Origin of the sequence: Chelatococcus reniformis, assembly GCF_014640075.1 — a bacterium.
In the GTDB taxonomy this organism is placed as follows: domain Bacteria; phylum Pseudomonadota; class Alphaproteobacteria; order Rhizobiales; family Beijerinckiaceae; genus Camelimonas; species Camelimonas reniformis.
Window position 1 is genome coordinate 276,627 of the sequence record NZ_BMGG01000001.1, and the last position, 14,951, is coordinate 291,577.

Annotated in this window: 14 protein-coding genes; 10 read left to right on the forward strand and 4 right to left on the reverse strand. The window is 70.1% G+C overall.

Going from position 1 to position 14,951, the window contains the following annotated elements:
- Positions 1 to 349: 349 nt before the first annotated feature.
- The 9 genes from IEW34_RS01235 (at position 350) to IEW34_RS01275 (ending at position 9,184) form a co-directional block, all read left to right on the forward strand.
- On the forward strand, positions 350 to 1,390 hold the full coding sequence (locus tag IEW34_RS01235) for an aliphatic amidase (protein ID WP_188607310.1): 1,041 nt from the start codon (positions 350 to 352) through the stop codon (positions 1,388 to 1,390).
- A gap of 174 nt (positions 1,391 to 1,564) precedes the next feature.
- Complete coding sequence (locus tag IEW34_RS01240) at positions 1,565 to 2,878, forward strand: purine-cytosine permease family protein (protein WP_188607311.1); 1,314 nt, start codon at positions 1,565 to 1,567, stop codon at positions 2,876 to 2,878.
- An 89-nt stretch (positions 2,879 to 2,967) separates the two neighbouring features.
- The gene (locus IEW34_RS01245; RefSeq protein ID WP_188607312.1) at positions 2,968 to 3,987 is read left to right on the forward strand and encodes an alpha/beta fold hydrolase; all 1,020 of its coding nucleotides are present in this window, start codon (positions 2,968 to 2,970) and stop codon (positions 3,985 to 3,987) included.
- Positions 3,984 to 4,517, forward strand: coding sequence for an urease accessory protein UreE (ureE, locus tag IEW34_RS01250; protein ID WP_188607313.1), 534 nt, complete (start codon positions 3,984 to 3,986; stop codon positions 4,515 to 4,517). The genes IEW34_RS01245 and ureE overlap by 4 nt, the downstream gene beginning before the upstream one ends.
- 116 nt (positions 4,518 to 4,633) lie before the next feature.
- Positions 4,634 to 5,215: an urease accessory protein UreF gene (locus IEW34_RS01255; protein WP_280516259.1), complete on the forward strand. Its 582-nt coding sequence runs from the start codon at positions 4,634 to 4,636 to the stop codon at positions 5,213 to 5,215.
- A 10-nt stretch (positions 5,216 to 5,225) separates the two neighbouring features.
- Positions 5,226 to 5,921: an urease subunit gamma gene (locus IEW34_RS01260; RefSeq protein ID WP_188607314.1), complete on the forward strand. Its 696-nt coding sequence runs from the start codon at positions 5,226 to 5,228 to the stop codon at positions 5,919 to 5,921.
- Positions 5,922 to 5,952: 31 nt separating this feature from the next.
- Positions 5,953 to 7,662 carry an urease subunit alpha gene (gene ureC, locus IEW34_RS01265; protein ID WP_188607315.1) on the forward strand — a complete coding sequence of 570 codons (1,710 nt, stop codon included), beginning with the start codon at positions 5,953 to 5,955 and terminating at the stop codon, positions 7,660 to 7,662.
- Positions 7,662 to 8,324 carry an urease accessory protein UreG gene (ureG, locus tag IEW34_RS01270; RefSeq protein WP_188607925.1) on the forward strand — a complete coding sequence of 221 codons (663 nt, stop codon included), beginning with the start codon at positions 7,662 to 7,664 and terminating at the stop codon, positions 8,322 to 8,324. The genes ureC and ureG overlap by 1 nt, the downstream gene beginning before the upstream one ends.
- Positions 8,325 to 8,332: 8 nt before the next feature.
- Positions 8,333 to 9,184 (forward strand): urease accessory protein UreD, encoded by an 852-nt coding sequence (locus IEW34_RS01275; protein ID WP_188607316.1) that lies wholly within the window; start codon positions 8,333 to 8,335, stop codon positions 9,182 to 9,184.
- Between the two features lie 173 nt (positions 9,185 to 9,357).
- Here the strand turns inward: IEW34_RS01275 and IEW34_RS01280 are convergent, their stop codons facing one another.
- From IEW34_RS01280 to IEW34_RS01290, 3 genes are all read right to left on the reverse strand, one after another.
- Entirely contained in the window at positions 9,358 to 11,658 is a 2,301-nt protein-coding gene (locus IEW34_RS01280; protein ID WP_188607317.1) for a nitric oxide reductase activation protein NorD, read from the reverse strand.
- Positions 11,659 to 11,669: 11 nt separating this feature from the next.
- Positions 11,670 to 12,467 carry a CbbQ/NirQ/NorQ/GpvN family protein gene (locus tag IEW34_RS01285; RefSeq protein WP_188607318.1) on the reverse strand — a complete coding sequence of 266 codons (798 nt, stop codon included), beginning with the start codon at positions 12,465 to 12,467 and terminating at the stop codon, positions 11,670 to 11,672.
- Positions 12,468 to 12,748: 281 nt separating this feature from the next.
- Positions 12,749 to 12,985, reverse strand: coding sequence for a hypothetical protein (locus tag IEW34_RS01290; protein ID WP_188607319.1), 237 nt, complete (start codon positions 12,983 to 12,985; stop codon positions 12,749 to 12,751).
- Between the two features lie 177 nt (positions 12,986 to 13,162).
- Here IEW34_RS01290 and IEW34_RS01295 point away from each other — a divergent pair, with 177 nt between their 5' ends.
- Entirely contained in the window at positions 13,163 to 14,086 is a 924-nt protein-coding gene (locus tag IEW34_RS01295) for a 2-hydroxyacid dehydrogenase (protein WP_188607320.1), read from the forward strand.
- A gap of 79 nt (positions 14,087 to 14,165) precedes the next feature.
- On the opposite strand, the gene IEW34_RS01300 is transcribed toward IEW34_RS01295, so the two are convergent.
- Complete coding sequence (locus IEW34_RS01300; RefSeq protein ID WP_188607321.1) at positions 14,166 to 14,906, reverse strand: 3-oxoacyl-ACP reductase family protein; 741 nt, start codon at positions 14,904 to 14,906, stop codon at positions 14,166 to 14,168.
- Between the last annotated feature and the right edge of the window lie 45 nt (positions 14,907 to 14,951).

Sequence of the window (14,951 nt, forward strand, 5' to 3'; positions counted from 1 at the left end):
TCCTGCGGGAGCGCTTGGGCTTTTTTGTTTTCAGCTGCCGACAGGGACGTCGGTGCAGCGCTCCATGACGTACCGATCTTGGCGCGCGTTGCGGCCGCATTGACTGCTTTGGCGGCAAGTAACGCGCCCGATGTCTGAAGTGCTGGAGCAAATCGTTCCAGCCGGCGCGGCCATGTCCGAGCCGGCGACATCCGACCGATCCGCGCAGTTGCCACGCCGCCGGCGTGCCGGCGCGACCTCCGCCCGATTCAGCCGCTGGCCTCCAGCCGGCGCAACGAAAACGTGTGGCCGCCACGGCCGGACCGATGCCAGCAGACGTCCGCGCGGATGCCCCGAGAAGGAAAATGTCATGCAACACGGCGACATCTCTTCCAGCAAAGACTCCGTCGGCGTTGCCGTCGTCAACTACAAGATGCCGCGGCTCCATACACGCGCGGAAGTTCTGGCCAACGCCAAGAAGATCGCCGAGATGATGATCGGCATGAAGCGCGGCTTGCCGGGCATGGACCTCGTCATCTTCCCGGAATACTCGACACACGGGATCATGTACGATCCGGGCGAGATGTACGAGACCGCATCGCAAATCCCCGGTGACGAGTCCGAGATCTTTGCCGAGGCCTGCCGCACCGCCAAGTGCTGGGGTGTCTTTTCCCTCACCGGCGAGCGCCATGAGGAACATCCCAACAAGGCGCCCTACAACACGCTGATCCTGATGAACGACAAGGGGGAGATCGTTCAGAAGTATCGCAAGATCATGCCGTGGGTGCCGATCGAGGGCTGGTATCCCGGCGACTGCACCTATGTCTCGGAAGGCCCCAAGGGGCTCAAGATCAGCCTGATCATCTGCGACGATGGCAACTATCCCGAGATCTGGCGCGACTGCGCCATGCGGGGCGCCGAGCTGGTGGTGCGCTGCCAGGGCTACATGTACCCGGCTAAGGAACAGCAGATCGTCATGGCCAAGGCGATGGCCTGGGCCAACAATGTCTACGTCGCGGTGGCCAACGCCGCCGGCTTCGACGGCGTCTACACCTACTTCGGCCATTCCGCCATCGTCGGCTTCGACGGCCGCACGCTCGGCGAATGCGGCACCGAGGAGATGGGCATCCAGTACGCCCAACTGTCGGTGCCGCTGATCCGCGAGGCGCGGGTCAAGGGCCAGGCGCAGAACCACCTCTACAAGCTGCTGCACCGCGGCTACACAGGCATGATCAACTCGGGTGAGGATCCGCGCGGCACCTGCGCGCTGCCCTTCGAATTTTACAAGAAATGGGCGAACGACCCGGAAGGCACCCGCGACATGGTGGAGGCGCTGACGCGCCAGGCTCCCGGCGTCGAGGACAACCCGATCGAAGGCATCCCACTCAAGGTCGCCGGCGGACACCGCTAGCCGGTCGCCCCGATCATGGCCGGGATCGGCCCCGGCCATGACGAAACGGGCCGTGAGCAAGGCAAGGCGGCCGCTGGCGAGTATCGGTCGCCCGAAGGGCCGCCCGGTGCCAGCTCATCGTGATGGAGCGTGCAGGGATCTCGGCGACAACACGGCAGACGCGAGGGGCAGCAGATGAGCCAAGCAACGGCACAGACCGCGACGGACGAAATCGATCACGTCCTGGGTGATGAATACGAACATAATCCGGTGCCGGCCGCGGCGCGCCACGGCCTGTTCTCGATGATCCTGGTCTGGGCCGGCTTTCCCATGATCATCACCGGCGCCATGACCGGATCGCTGCTCGTGCTCGGCATGGGCTTCTCGCGTGCCCTGGTGGCGATGGTGGTCGGCAATCTGATCATGCTGGCCTATGTGGCAGCGCTCGGTCATCTCGGCATGCGCTCCGGCTCCAACTTCGCGCTCATCGCCAACAAGGTGTTCGGCCAGAAGGGCTACATGTTGGCCTCGGGGCTGCTGTCGACCCTGCTGCTCGGCTGGTACGCGGTGCAGACCGGCATCACCGGCGCGCTGATCAGCGGCACCTACGGCCTCAACTACGTCGCCATGACCGTCGTGGCGGGCCTCCTCTACATCGCCATTACCTTCGTCGGCGTGAAGGGGCTGCACTACATCGGCCTGGTCTCGGTGCCGCTGTTCGTCATCCTCGGCGTCTTCGTCGCCGGGCACGCCGCCGCGACCGCGGGTTGGAGTGCGATCATGAGCTATGCCGGCAACAACGGCGTCGCCACCATGTCCATGGGGGTCGGCCTCACCGTGGTGATCGCCCTGTTCATCGATGCCGGCACCGTCACCGCCGACTTCAACCGGTGGGCCAAGAACGGCACCCACTCGTTGATCGCCACATTCTCCGCCTTCCCCGTGGCCAACCTGGTCGCCATGCTGGTCGGCGGCATCATGACAGCGGCCCTCGCCGTGCCGAACGCCAATCCGTTCGGCGCCGACAACATGTTCGGCTACATGAACTCGCTGCACGTCGGCTGGCTCAGCGTGCTCGCCTTCCTGTTCCTCTACATCAACCTCGGCTCGGTCTGCTCGCACTGCCTGTACAACGCGGCCACCGGCTGGTCGCGCATCCTCGGCACCCACATGCGCGTCATGGCGGTGGTGCTGGGCGCCATCGGCATCGCCGTCGCCGCCGGCAACATCTGGGCCTTCTTCATCCAGTGGCTGTCGCTCCTCGGCATTCTCGTGCCGCCCATCGGCGTCATCATGCTGCTCGACCGCTACGTGATCCGGCCGCAGGCCGAGGCGACCAGCGACTGGCGCCCGACCGCTTTTGGCGCCTGGGCCATCGGCTCGCTGGCGGCCTTCGTCGTCGAATTCTACGCGCCACAGCTGTCGACGGCCCTCTCGTCCGGGATCGTCGCGGGCGCCGCCTATTGGGGCCTCTCCTACGCGATAGCCCCGAAGCCGCAGGCCGCCTGACGGGCCCGGGACCGACGGCGGCGCGGAGCCCCGACGGGCGGGGGCGCCGCACAACGCAGCTGGCCGAGCCGGCGTTCACGGAGGGGATCATGGCGGTTGACTACGCGACCTTCGAGCTGGGCGACTTCACGCTCCAACGCGGCGCCACGCTGAGGGGCGCCAAGCTCGCCTACAAGACCTTCGGCGAGCTCAACGCCGCCAAGGACAACGTCATCGTCTATCCGACCTGGTATTCCGGTCAGCATTACGACAACGAGTGGCTGATCGGCGAAGGCATGGCCCTCGATCCGGCCAAATACTTCATCATCATTCCGAACATGCTCGGCAACGGCCTGTCGTCATCGCCCAGCAACACGCCGGAGCCCTACAACGCCAGCCGCTTTCCCAAGGTGACGGCGTACGACAACGTCCGCGCCCAGCACAAGCTGGTGACGGAGCTGTTCGGCATCTCCCATATCCGCCTCGTCGTCGGTTGGTCCATGGGCGCGCTGCAGACGTTCCACTGGGGCGCCATGTACCCGGATATGATGGACCTGCTGGCGCCGTTCTGCGGCTCGGCCAAGTGCTCGCGCCACAACTTCGTCTTCCTGGAAGGGGTGAAGGCGGCGCTGACGGCGGACGCTGCGTTCCTGGACGGCTGGTACACGGACAAGCCGGCAAAGGGCCTGCGCGCCGCCGCCCGCGTCTACGCCGGCTGGGGCTTCTCCCAGGCGTTCTACCGCGCAGAGCTCGACCTTACGGCCATGGGCTATTCCTCGCTGGAGGACTTTCTGGTGGGCTTTTGGGAAGGTTTCTTCCTGCCCAAGGACGCCAACAACCTGCTCACCATGCTGTGGACCTGGCAGAACGGCGATATCAGCGACAACGACCTCTACAAGGGCGACTTCCAGGCGGCGCTGGCGGCGATCAAGGCCAGGACCTTCGTGATGCCGGGCCAGACCGACCTCTACTTCCCGCCAGAGGACAGCGCCAGCGAGGTGGCCGGGATGCCGAACGCGGAGCTGATCCCCGTGCCGTCGATCTGGGGCCACTTCGCCGGCGGCCCCGGCACCAATCCCGAGGACGTGCGCTTCCTCGACCGCAAGCTCAGGGAGCTCCTGGCGTCATGACGGGGCACCTGCATCACCACCATCACCACGCCGAGCATGCCCATTCCCATGATGGGGGCGCCGGGCATGCGATCACGGTGACGACCATCATCGGCTCGCGCATCGATCCGATGCTGTCGCGCTGGCTGCACGACATCCAACATCACGGCCAGGTGGAGACCATCAGCCTGGAGACGCGCGACATGGCCCGGCGGCGCCTGCGCGCCATCACCGACCACGGCACCGAGTGCATGATCGCGCTGCCGCGGACGGAGTGCCTCTATGATGGCGCCGTGCTGCTGATGGAGGACCGGCGCGCCATCGTCGTGCGCGTGTCGCAGGAGAACTGGCTGCGGCTGCGGCCGGTCACGGCGGCCGATGCGCTGTCGCTCGGCTACGCCGCCGGCAACCTGCACTGGCGGGTGCGCTTCACGGGCGGCGATCTGGAGATCGCGCTGGAGGAACCGGCCGACACCTACCTCGCCCGCATCGCCGACCTGATCGAGCGCGGCCGCGTCGTCGTGGTCACCCCCAAAGCCCGGGCGGCCTGAGAGGAGACCGATCCATCGATCCCGTCCTCACCCTGCTCACCGCTCTGCGCCATGGCGATTCCGCCTTTCCCAGCGGCAGCTTCGCCTTCTCGCAAGGACTTGAAGGGCTGGCGGCGCTGGCCGGCGGCAAGCCGGACGAAGCCGCGGTCGCCGCCTTCATCCGCGAGCAGATCCGCCATCGCTGGGCGAGCGCCGATCGGGTCGCCCTGGCCCTCGCCCACCGGGGCGGCGCAGACATCGGCGCCGTGGCGGACGCCGACCGCGACCTCGATCGCTCGACCGTCTGCGCCACGCTGCGCGAAGGGGCGACGCGCAACGGCCGGGCGCTGCTCGCCACCCACCGGCGGCTGGGCACGCCCGGCGCCGACGTCTACGCGGCGGCGGTGGCCGCCGGCGAGACGCCGGGCACGCTCGCGTGCGTGCAAGGCTTCTGCTGGCGCGCCATCGGGCTCGAGGAGGCGACGGCGGTCGCTCTCTCCGGCTACGGGCTCACCGCCGCCGGCCTGGCGGCAAGCGTGCGCCTGGGCTTCGTCGGCGCCTTGCGCGCCCAGGTTCTCACCGGCCCGCTCCTGGCCGAGGTGGCGAGTGTGTGCGCCGCGCCGGTCGCCGCCGGCGCCGAGATCGCGGGGTTCACCCCCTTCGCCGACATCGCCGCCATGCGGCAGGCGACCCTGCCGCTGCGCCTCTTCTCCAACTGACGGGACGGCCATGCTGCTGACGCCCACCGAATACGAACGGCTGACGATCTTCACCGCCGCCGAGCTCGCCCGCAAACGGCGCGCCCGCGGCCTCAAGCTCAACGCGCCCGAGGCCATCGCCCTCATCTGCGACGAGATCCTGGAGGGCGCGCGCGACGGCCGCTCGGTGGCGGAGATGATGTCGTACGGCGCCTCCATCCTCACGACCGACGACGTCATGCCGGGTGTCGCCGCGATGACGCCCATGCTGCAGGTGGAGGCGACCTTTCCCGACGGCACCAAGCTGGTCACCGTGCACGAGCCGATCCGGCCCGGCCACGAGGCCGCCGATGCCGGGCCGACGCCCGGCGAGATCATCCCGGCCGACGGCGACATCGAGCTCAACGCCGGTCGCCGGCCGGCCGCGGCGATCGTGATCAACACGGGAGACCGGCCGGTGCAGGTCGGCAGCCACTTCCATTTTTTCGAGGCCAACAAAGCGCTGGATTTCGACCGCGCCACCGCCTTCGGCATGCGCCTCGACATCCCGGCGGGCACCGCGGTGCGCTTCGAGCCCGGGCAGTCGAAGGAGGTCAAGCTGGTGGCCTTCGGCGGCCGCCGGGAGGTGAGCGGCCTCAACGCCCTGACCGAGGGCACGACGGCCGGCGATGCGGCGGCCCAGGGGGCGCTCGCCCGGGCGCGCGCCGCCGGCTTCAAGGGCGCGTGACGATGGCGCCGCGTTCCCAGACGGAGACCCCATGACGCGCATCAGCCGCCGCGACTACGCCGCCATGTACGGGCCCACCACCGGCGACGGGGTGCGGCTGGGCGACACCTCGCTCATCGCCGTGGTGGAGAAGGACCACGCGGTCTACGGCGACGAATGCCTGCACGGCGGCGGCAAGACGCTGCGCGACGGCATCGGCATGGTCGCCGGCCTCACCAGTGCCGAGGGTGCGCTCGACCTTCTGCTGTGCAACGTGCTGGTGATCGACCCGGTGCTCGGCATCGCCAAGGGCGACCTCGGCATCCGCGACGGCCGCATCGTCGGCTTCGGCAAGGCCGGCAACCCGGCCATCATGGACGGCGTCGATCCGCGCCTGCTGGTCTCCGCCGCCACCACGGTGCGCGACTGCGAAGGCCTCATCGCCACCGCCGGCGCCATCGACGTGCACGTGCACTTCGACAGCGCCCAGCTCTGCGAGCACGCCATCGCCGCCGGCATCACCACCATGATCGGCGGCTCCCTCGGCCCCATCACCGTGGGCATCGACAGCGGCGGCCCGTTCAACGTCGGCAAGATGCTGCAGGCCTCGGAGGCGTGGCCGATCAATTTCGGCTTCCTGGGCCGCGGCAATTCGCACAAGCCCGCCTCGCTGGTCGAGCAGATGCGCACCGGCTGCCTGGGCCTCAAGCTGCACGAGGACTGGGGCTCCATGCCGGCGGCCATCGACGCCTGCCTCAAGGTGGCCGACGAGCTCGATTTCCAGGTCCAGATCCACACCGACACGCTGAACGAATCGGGCTTCCTGGAGGACACGCTCGCGGCCATCGGCGGGCGCACCATCCACATGTACCACACGGAAGGCGCCGGCGGCGGCCACGCCCCCGACATCATCCGCGTCGCCGGCATCCCCCACTGCCTGCCCTCGTCGACCAATCCGACCAATCCCTACACGGTCAACACCTTCGACGAGCACCTCGACATGACGATGGTGTGCCACCACCTCAACCCGGCGATTCCCGAGGACGTCGCCTTCGCCGAGAGCCGCATCCGGCCGCAGACCATCGCGGCGGAAGACATCCTGCACGACATCGGTGCCATCTCGATGCTGGGGTCCGACAGCCAGGGCATGGGCCGCATCAACGAGGTCATCACCCGCACCTGGCAGCTCGCCTCCAAGATGAAGGACCAGCGCGGCCGCCTGCCCGAGGAGGCGACCTTCGGCGACAACGAGCGCATCAAGCGCTACGTCGCCAAATACACCATCAACGCCGCCAGGACCTTCGGCATCGACGCCCAGATCGGCTCGCTCGAGGACGGCAAGCTCGCCGACATCGTGATCTGGCGGCCGGCCTATTTCGGCTCCAAGCCGGAGCTGGTGATCAAGGGCGGCTTCATCGCCTGGGGCGCCATGGGCGACAGCGCCGCCTCGTTGATGACCTGCGAGCCGCTGGCGCTGCGCCCGCAGTGGGGCGCTTTCGCCGGCGCCGCCAAGGCGCTCTCCGCCTGCTTCGTGCACCCCCTCGCCATCGAGGCGGGGCTGGCGCCGCGCCTCGGCCTCGGCAAGGCTCTGCTGCCGGCCGTGGGCACCCGGCGGCTCACCAAGGCCGACATGCTGCACAACGACGCCGTACCCCACATCGAGGTCAATCCCGCCACCTTCGACGTCTTCGTCGACGGCGTCCTCGCCACCTGCGAGCCGGCGACCCGGCTGCCGCTCGCCCAGCGCTACATGTTGCGATGATGCTCGACCGCCTGTTCGCCCCCACACCGGACGGCCAGTCGCGCCCGGCGCTGCACGGCGCCGCCCGCATCGGCATCGGCGGCCCGGTCGGCTCCGGCAAGACCGCCCTGATCGAGCAGCTGCTGCCGATGCTTCAGGCCCGCGGCATTTCGGTTGCCGTCATTACCAACGACCTCGTCACCGCCGAGGATGCCGAGCGCCTGCGCCGCAGCGGCATCATCGACCCGGCGCGCGTGCTCGCGGTGGAGGCCGGCGCCTGCCCGCACACGGTGATCCGTGAGGACCCGACGCTCAACCTCCTCGCCGCCGACGAGCTCGACGAGCGCTTCCCCGACGTCGAGCTGGTCATCATCGAATCGGGCGGCGACAATCTCGCCTCCACCTTCTCGCTCGATCTCGTCGACTGGTGGATCTTCGTCATCGACGTGGCCGGCGGCGGCGACATCCCGCGCAAGCGCGGCCCGGGCGTGCTCCAGTGCGACCTGCTGGTGGTCAACAAGATCGACCTGGCGCCGCACGTCGGGGTCGACCTGGCGCAGATGCTGGCGGAGGCCGAGGCGGTGCGTGACGGCCGGCCGATCATCGGCACCAACTGCCGCAGCGGCTTCCACATCGACGCGGTGGCGGAGGCGATCGCCCGTGCCGTGCTGGTGGAGCGGTGAACGGGCCGGTGGATTCCGCGGCCTGGCGGCGGGGGCTCGCGCAGGCCGGCCGCCGCCGGCCGGAGCTCGACCTCCGCGCCGAACGGCGCGGCGCCCACACGGTGCTCACCGCGCAGTTCGTCACCTACCCCTTCCACCTCACCCGGCCGTTCCGGCTCGATCCGCTGCGGCCCGAGGTGGCGACGCTCTACATGCAATCGGCCTCCGGCGGTCTCTATGCCGACGAGGACCTCAACGCCGCCGTCGCCGTGGGGCCGGGCGCGGCGCTGCACCTGACCACGCAGGCCTCGACCATGGTGCTCGGCCCCGCCGGCAAGACGGCGCGCATGCGCGTGCGGCTGGCGGTGGGCGCCGGCGGCTTTCTCGCCTACGGGCCCGACCCCCTGATCCTCTTTCCGGGCTCGGCGCCCGACACCGAGCTCGCCGTCGACCTGGCCCCCGGCGCTGGCGCCGTGCTGAACGACGGCTTCCTGCTGCACGATCCCCAGGGGCTGGGCGCCGCTCCGCAATCGTTTCGCTCGGTCACCGAAGTCCGGATCGGCGGACGCCCCATCCTCGTCGACCGGCAACGGGTGGCGGGTGCCGATCTGGCGGCGCCCGGCGGGCCGCTCAACGGCTACCGCGTGGCCGGCAGCGCGCTGTTGCTGGGGCTGGGCGCAGCGTTGTCGCCCGAGGCGCTGGGCGAGCGCCTGGGCGCGAGCGGCGTCCTCGCCGGCGTGACCGCGCTGCCGGCCGGCTGCGGCCTGGGCGTGCGCGTCCTTGCCCACGATGGCGCCTCCTTCCAGACGGCGATGACGGCGGTGTTCGCGGCCGCCTTCACCGCCCGCTTCGGCGTCGAGCCGACACCGCGGCGCAAGTAGGAGGGGCTCCGGGCCCCAAAGGGGTATGCAGAGGTCAAGCCTACCGAGCGGACGGATGGTCGGGTCAAGCCGACCATGACGGGGCTGGACCGGAAGGGCTGTATTCTCAACGTTAGGGTCGGGCTTGACCCGAGCATCCATCTCATTGGAATCTCAGGCCCGTTGATGGCTCCTCAGCTCACCGTCAGCCGGAAGTAGAGCGCGGCGAGGCGCTGCGGCAGGTCGGCGATGCGGTGCACGGCGAGCGTGTTGCGGCGGCCGAAGATGGCTCGGGCACCCACCTCTGCGCCCGGTCCCAATCCCACGCAGAAGACGTCGAGGCCGGCGGCGCGGGCCGCCGCCACCGCATGCTTGGCATCCTCACGCAGATAGCCGGGGTCGTCGACATCCACGTCGGACGGCTCGCCGTCGCTGATCACGATCAGCACCTTGCGAAAGGTGGACTGGCGCGCCAGCCCCTGCGCGGCGTGGCGGACCATAGGCCCGAGCCGGGTCGAATAGCCGGGGGTGAGCGCCGCGAGGCGCGCGGCCAGAGCCTCGGCGCCCTCGGCGAAGGCCTTGAGGGTCATCGCCCTGACGTCGCCGCGACCGTTGGACGAGAAGGCCAGGACCTCCAGCGGATCGCCGAGCCCGGCCAGAGCCTCGCCCAGCAAGGCGGCGGCAACGCAGGCGGTCTGAAGCACGGTGCCGCCGTCGCCGCCCGCCGCATCGCCGGTCGAGGCGGAGGCGTCGATGAGCAAGGTCACGGCGACCGACCGCCGCTGGCGGCGCTTCAGCATGTGGATGCGTGGATCCGGCGTCTCGCCGATGCGCCGCGAGATCATCACCTCCTGCGCCGCCTCGATGTCGATCTCCTCGCCCTCCAGGCGGCGCTTGAGGCGGACCGGCCGGTCGAGCTTGGCGCCGGCGACCAGCGCGCCGATGCGGGCGCGCAGACCCGCATGCGGAGTGAGCGCCGCCTCCAGCCAGTCGCGGCGCGCCGCCGGCGGCGCATAGTCGCGCACGGTGGCATGGTCGGGCTGCTCGGCGCGCAGCCGGTGGTGCCATTCGGGATAGATGGCGAGCACGCGGCCCTCCTCCTCCTCCGGCGCGGCGACGGCGCTGGGACGGGCCCGCTCTTGCTCCTCCGCTGGCGGCGCCTCGTCGCCCGCCACCTCCTGCTCCCGCTGCTCGACGCGGGCCGCCTCGATCAAGAGCTCCAGCGCCTCGCTGTTGTCCGGGTCCGTGTCGGCCGCATCGAACAGCCCGAGCCCGTCGTCCCGATAGGCGGGCTCGACCACATAGCTCTTGGCGATGAAGGGGATGCGCAATTGCCCGAGATCGTGACCGAGCACATTGGCGATCTCGCGCGCGATGTCCTGGCGCTCGGGCGTGGCGGCGAAGGCGGCGGCGAACAGCGCCCGCCCCTTCCCGATCCAGCCGTCGCCGTCGGCGAAACCCGGGTCGACGAGGGCGCGCGACAACCGGGCGAACAGCGATTCCACGGTTTGCGCCCGCGACGCCGGGATGGCGTGAAACGACCGCCACACGGCGAGCAGCCCCGGATAGGCGGCGCCCGCCAGCAGCTCGACGCGCGCATCCTCGATCAGGGCGGTGAGCGCCAGCTGCATCGGCTTCAGCTTGCCCACCGCAAAGCGCTCGGTGGTGAAGCGCCGGTGCGCGGCACCATGCATCGCCATGGCCTCGAAGAAGGCATCGGCGCGCTCGCCCGGCACCTGCGGCATCGGCTCCGGCACCAGGAGCAGGCTGCCGGCCAGCCGCGTGCGGCGCAAGCCGCCGTCGCCGATCGGCCGCGCCCTGAGGTCGAAGCCCCACACGGCGCGCGTCAGGTGCATCAGGCGCGGCTCATGGGCGGCAAAGCGCGAGGCGCCCGCGTGGATGGCGAGCCGGCTCAGCGCCAGCGGATCGCGCAATTCGAAATAGGCGGCCCGGCGCCGCCGATCCTGGGGATAGAGGCCGATGCCGTCGCCGATCCAACCGGCGATGGCATCAGCCTCGAGCGCCGCCAGCCGGCCAGGCGCGAGCGCGGCGACCAGCGGCACCACGTCAGGCGCGCGCCGGGCGGCGTCGGCGAGCACGGCCAGGAGGGCGGCCGCCTCGCCGCCGTCGCTGCCATGGCGCGTGCGGGCCGCGGCAGCCGTGATCGCGGCAACCGCAGCGGCCGACGAGGCATGGCGGCAGACCTCGTGCACGGCGCGGCCGATGGCGAGCAGCGCGCCGCCCTCCGGGCCGGGCGACAGGCGCCCCTCCAGCTCCCACAGCGCCGTCAGCACGCGCGGGCCTGCGTTGGCGGCGTAGAGCGCAGCCCCCTGGGCGATCCAGGCGTCGAGGGCGGCGTGACCCACGAGCAGGCCGATGCGGCGGCGCGCGGCGGCAAAGCTCGCGGCCAGCCCCGGCCGGCCCATCACGGCCTGCTCGAAACGGGCGGCGGCCGGCACGGCAGGCGATCGCTCGGGCAGCCGGACGACGGCCACGGCGGCGTCCGTCACAGGCAAGCGGAGACGGCGGAGCGCAGCGCGCCGCGCAGGTCGTGGTCGTCGGTCAGGGGCACGACAATGGCCATGTCGCACGCTTCCGCCACGGGGATGCCACGCACGATCAGGCGTCCGGCCCGGATCAGCGTGCGGGTGGAAGCGCCTTCGTCGAGGCCGCGGCCGCTGAGGTTGCGCGAGGTGGCGGCGATCTTGACCAGCTTGCCGGCCAGGCTCCGGTCGATGCCCGCCTCCTCGGCGACGATATCCGCCTCCCGCTCCGGCTCGGCGTAGGTGAAGTCGATCGCCGCAAACCGTTGCTTGGTCGATTCCTTGAGGTCCTTCACCGCGCTCTGGTAGCCGGGGTTGTAGGAGATGACGAGGAAGAAGGCCTCGTGCGCCTCGACCAGCTCGTTCTTCTTCTCCAGTGGCAGCACGCGCCGTTCGTCGGTGAGCGGATGGATGACCACGGTGGTGTCCTGGCGCGCTTCGACGATCTCATCGAGATAGCAGATGGCGCCGCCGCGCACCGCTTCGGTCAATGGGCCATCCTTCCAGTGCGTGCCGTCGCTATCGAGCAGGTAGCGGCCGACGAGGTCGGCCGCCGTCATGTCCTCGTGGCAGGCGATGGTGATCAGCGGCTGGCCGAGCCGGTAGGCCATGTGCTCGACGAAGCGCGTCTTGCCGCAGCCGGTGGGCCCCTTGAGCATCAGCGGCACCCGCTCGTGATAGGCCGCCTCGAAGCGCACGATCTCGTTGGAGAGCGGAGCGTAGAACGGCTCGGCGCTAAGACGGAACTGGTCGAGGCTCATGTGCAAGCTCCAGGCTGCCCGAGCGCGAACCTGCGCCGCGCTCGTCGGACTCGAAGGCTCTCCTCCCGATGCGAACGGAGCCGGCCGGATGCGCCTTTCGGGCGGCGCGGCGGGCACAAAAAAGCCCCATCCGGACCAGGGGTCCGGCATGGGGCTCGCGCGGCCCGCCCTCCGCACGGCGCTGTGCCGGAAGGCTCGCGGGCCTTATGCCCGCTGCTGTCAAACTAGGGGCGCACAAGCCGCCTTGGCAAGGCCCCTTTTGTGGCGCTGGGCCCGCGCGGCTACAGACCTTCGCGCATGCCCGGATTGCAGCGCCCGTCCGCGATCTTGAAGTTGATCGGGTCGCACGGCGCCATGTCCTTGGGGCAGATCCGCTGGCAGACGGCCCGCGGCGGCGGCGCATAGGCGTAGCCGGACCGTGCCGGCTGATAGCGCATAACCTGCTGGGGCGCCGCAACGGCGGCGGGCGCAGCGGCCAGCGCCAGGGACACGGCGGACAACACCAGGATGGCGTGCATGATCGATCCTCCCGTTCCGTCAACTAGACATAAGTCGTCCGTGCCGCCGGACCAGGGACCGCCGCTGAATCGCGCGGCATCGATCGCACATGATCCCTGCAAATCGCCCCGGGGCTGGCGGAACCCGGGCGGAACGCTAAGCTCGGCCAAGCCCGCCCGCGCCAAGGTGAAACGCCCATGCTGACCGTCTTCGTCGACCGCACCCCGGAGATGCGCGAAATCATGGAGCGGGCCGGGCTGCCGCCGGTAACCGGCATGCGCATCCACGAGGGCGACCCCGACACGGCCACCCTCGCCGCCATCGCCACTGAAGCCGAGTGCCTGATCGTCGACCACACCATCATCCCGGCCGCGTTGATCGAAACCGCGCCGAGGCTGAAAGGCATCGTCTTCCTCGGCACCGGGGCGTCGACCTATATCGATCTGGCCGCGGCCGAACGACGAGGCATCCCCGTTGCTACCATCCGCGGCTACGGGGACCAGGCGGTGGCCGAGCACGCCATCGCCCTGATGTTCGCCGCCGCGCGCCGTATCGCCGCGATGGACCGGGGCATCCGCGGCGGCATCTGGCATCCCACGGGCGGCATCCAGCTCGCTGGACGCAAGGTCACCGTGGTGGGCCTGGGCGGCATCGGCACCGCCTTCGCCCGGATGGCCCATGGTCTCGGCATGACCATCGCCGGCTGGAACCGCACGCCGCAGCCGAAAAGCCCGTTCTTCGAGGCCGACCTCGATACAGCGCTCACGGGCGCGGACGTGGTGGCCGTGCACCTGGCGCTCAACGACGGCACCCGCCACCTCATCGACGCGCGCCGTCTGGCGTTGCCCAAGCGCGGCTTTCTGTTGATCAACACGGCGCGCGCCGCCATCGTCGACCAGGAGGCCATGCGCGCCGCACTGGACGACGGCCAGATCGGCCACGCCGGCCTCGACGTGTTCTCCCGCGAGCCGCTGCCGGCGGACGACCCCCTGACCAGCCGCTCCGACGTGACGCTCACCGCCCACGCCGCGTTCATGACCGACGAGGCTCACCTGGTGCTGTGGCAGCGCGCCCTGGAGCAGGCGGCGCGGATCGCGGCAGGGCGCGGCATCGCGCCGTAGCGGGATGGCCGGGGCGCAGTCCGCCCCCTCCTTGGCCACCGCCACGATCGTGTCCGGCTCCGCGATTCAATGATCTACATCAAGCGTTGGCGCCGCCGTCGACGGTGATGGCGCTACCGGTGATCTGGCGGCCGCCGGGACCGGCGAGGAACGCCACGGCGGCGGCGATGTCGTCGGGCGCGCCGTAGCGGCCCAGGGCGTTGACGGCGAGTTGGGCTGCCGCCTGAGGCCCGTCGGCCGGGTTCATGTCGGTATTGGTGGAGCCCGGCTGCACCAGATTGACGGTGATGCCGCGCGGCCCCAGATCACGGGCGAGGCCGCGATTGAACGAGACCAGGGCCGATTTGGTCATGGAATAGACCGTCAATCCGGGGAACGGGACCCTTTCACCCAGGTTGCTGCCGATGTTGACGATGCGACCGCCCGTTGGCAGATGGGCGATCGCCGCCTGGCTCGCCAGCACCACCGCGCGAATGTTGACGGCGATGAGCGCGTCGATGTCCTCCAGGCTCATGCTCTCGAGCGGGCCGCCGCGAGCAATGCCGGCGTTGTTGACGAGGATATCGAGGCCGCCAAGGCCCTGCGCCGCCTCGTCGACGGAGCGGCGCACGGCGGCCGCGTCGGCACTGTCGGCCTGGATCGCCACACCACGCCCGCCGAGCGCCTCGACCGCGCGCACGACCTCCGCCGCCTTGTCCGCCGAGCGCTCATAGGTGATCGCCACGTCGGCCCCATCCGCCGCAAGTCGCCTGGCGATGGCCGCCCCGATGCCGCGGCTCGCGCCCGTGACCAGCGCCCGCTTTCCCTTGAGGTCAGACATGTGCGGAACCTTTCCGTAGTGTTTGATACATAAATCAGATGGGCC

Excerpts from the sequence above, each read along its gene's own strand:
- IEW34_RS01235 (WP_188607310.1), top strand. The coding sequence starts at position 350 with ATGCAACACGGCGACATCTCTTCCAGCAAAGACTCCGTCGGCGTTGCC.
- IEW34_RS01240 (WP_188607311.1), top strand. The coding sequence starts at position 1,565 with ATGAGCCAAGCAACGGCACAGACCGCGACGGACGAAATCGATCACGTC.
- IEW34_RS01245 (WP_188607312.1), top strand. The coding sequence starts at position 2,968 with ATGGCGGTTGACTACGCGACCTTCGAGCTGGGCGACTTCACGCTCCAA.
- ureE (WP_188607313.1), top strand. The coding sequence starts at position 3,984 with ATGACGGGGCACCTGCATCACCACCATCACCACGCCGAGCATGCCCAT.
- IEW34_RS01260 (WP_188607314.1), top strand. The coding sequence starts at position 5,226 with ATGCTGCTGACGCCCACCGAATACGAACGGCTGACGATCTTCACCGCC.
- ureC (WP_188607315.1), top strand. The coding sequence starts at position 5,953 with ATGACGCGCATCAGCCGCCGCGACTACGCCGCCATGTACGGGCCCACC.
- ureG (WP_188607925.1), top strand. The coding sequence starts at position 7,662 with ATGCTCGACCGCCTGTTCGCCCCCACACCGGACGGCCAGTCGCGCCCG.
- IEW34_RS01285 (WP_188607318.1), bottom strand. The coding sequence starts at position 12,467 with ATGAGCCTCGACCAGTTCCGTCTTAGCGCCGAGCCGTTCTACGCTCCG.
- IEW34_RS01290 (WP_188607319.1), bottom strand. The coding sequence starts at position 12,985 with ATGCACGCCATCCTGGTGTTGTCCGCCGTGTCCCTGGCGCTGGCCGCT.
- IEW34_RS01295 (WP_188607320.1), top strand. The coding sequence starts at position 13,163 with ATGCTGACCGTCTTCGTCGACCGCACCCCGGAGATGCGCGAAATCATG.
- IEW34_RS01300 (WP_188607321.1), bottom strand. The coding sequence starts at position 14,906 with ATGTCTGACCTCAAGGGAAAGCGGGCGCTGGTCACGGGCGCGAGCCGC.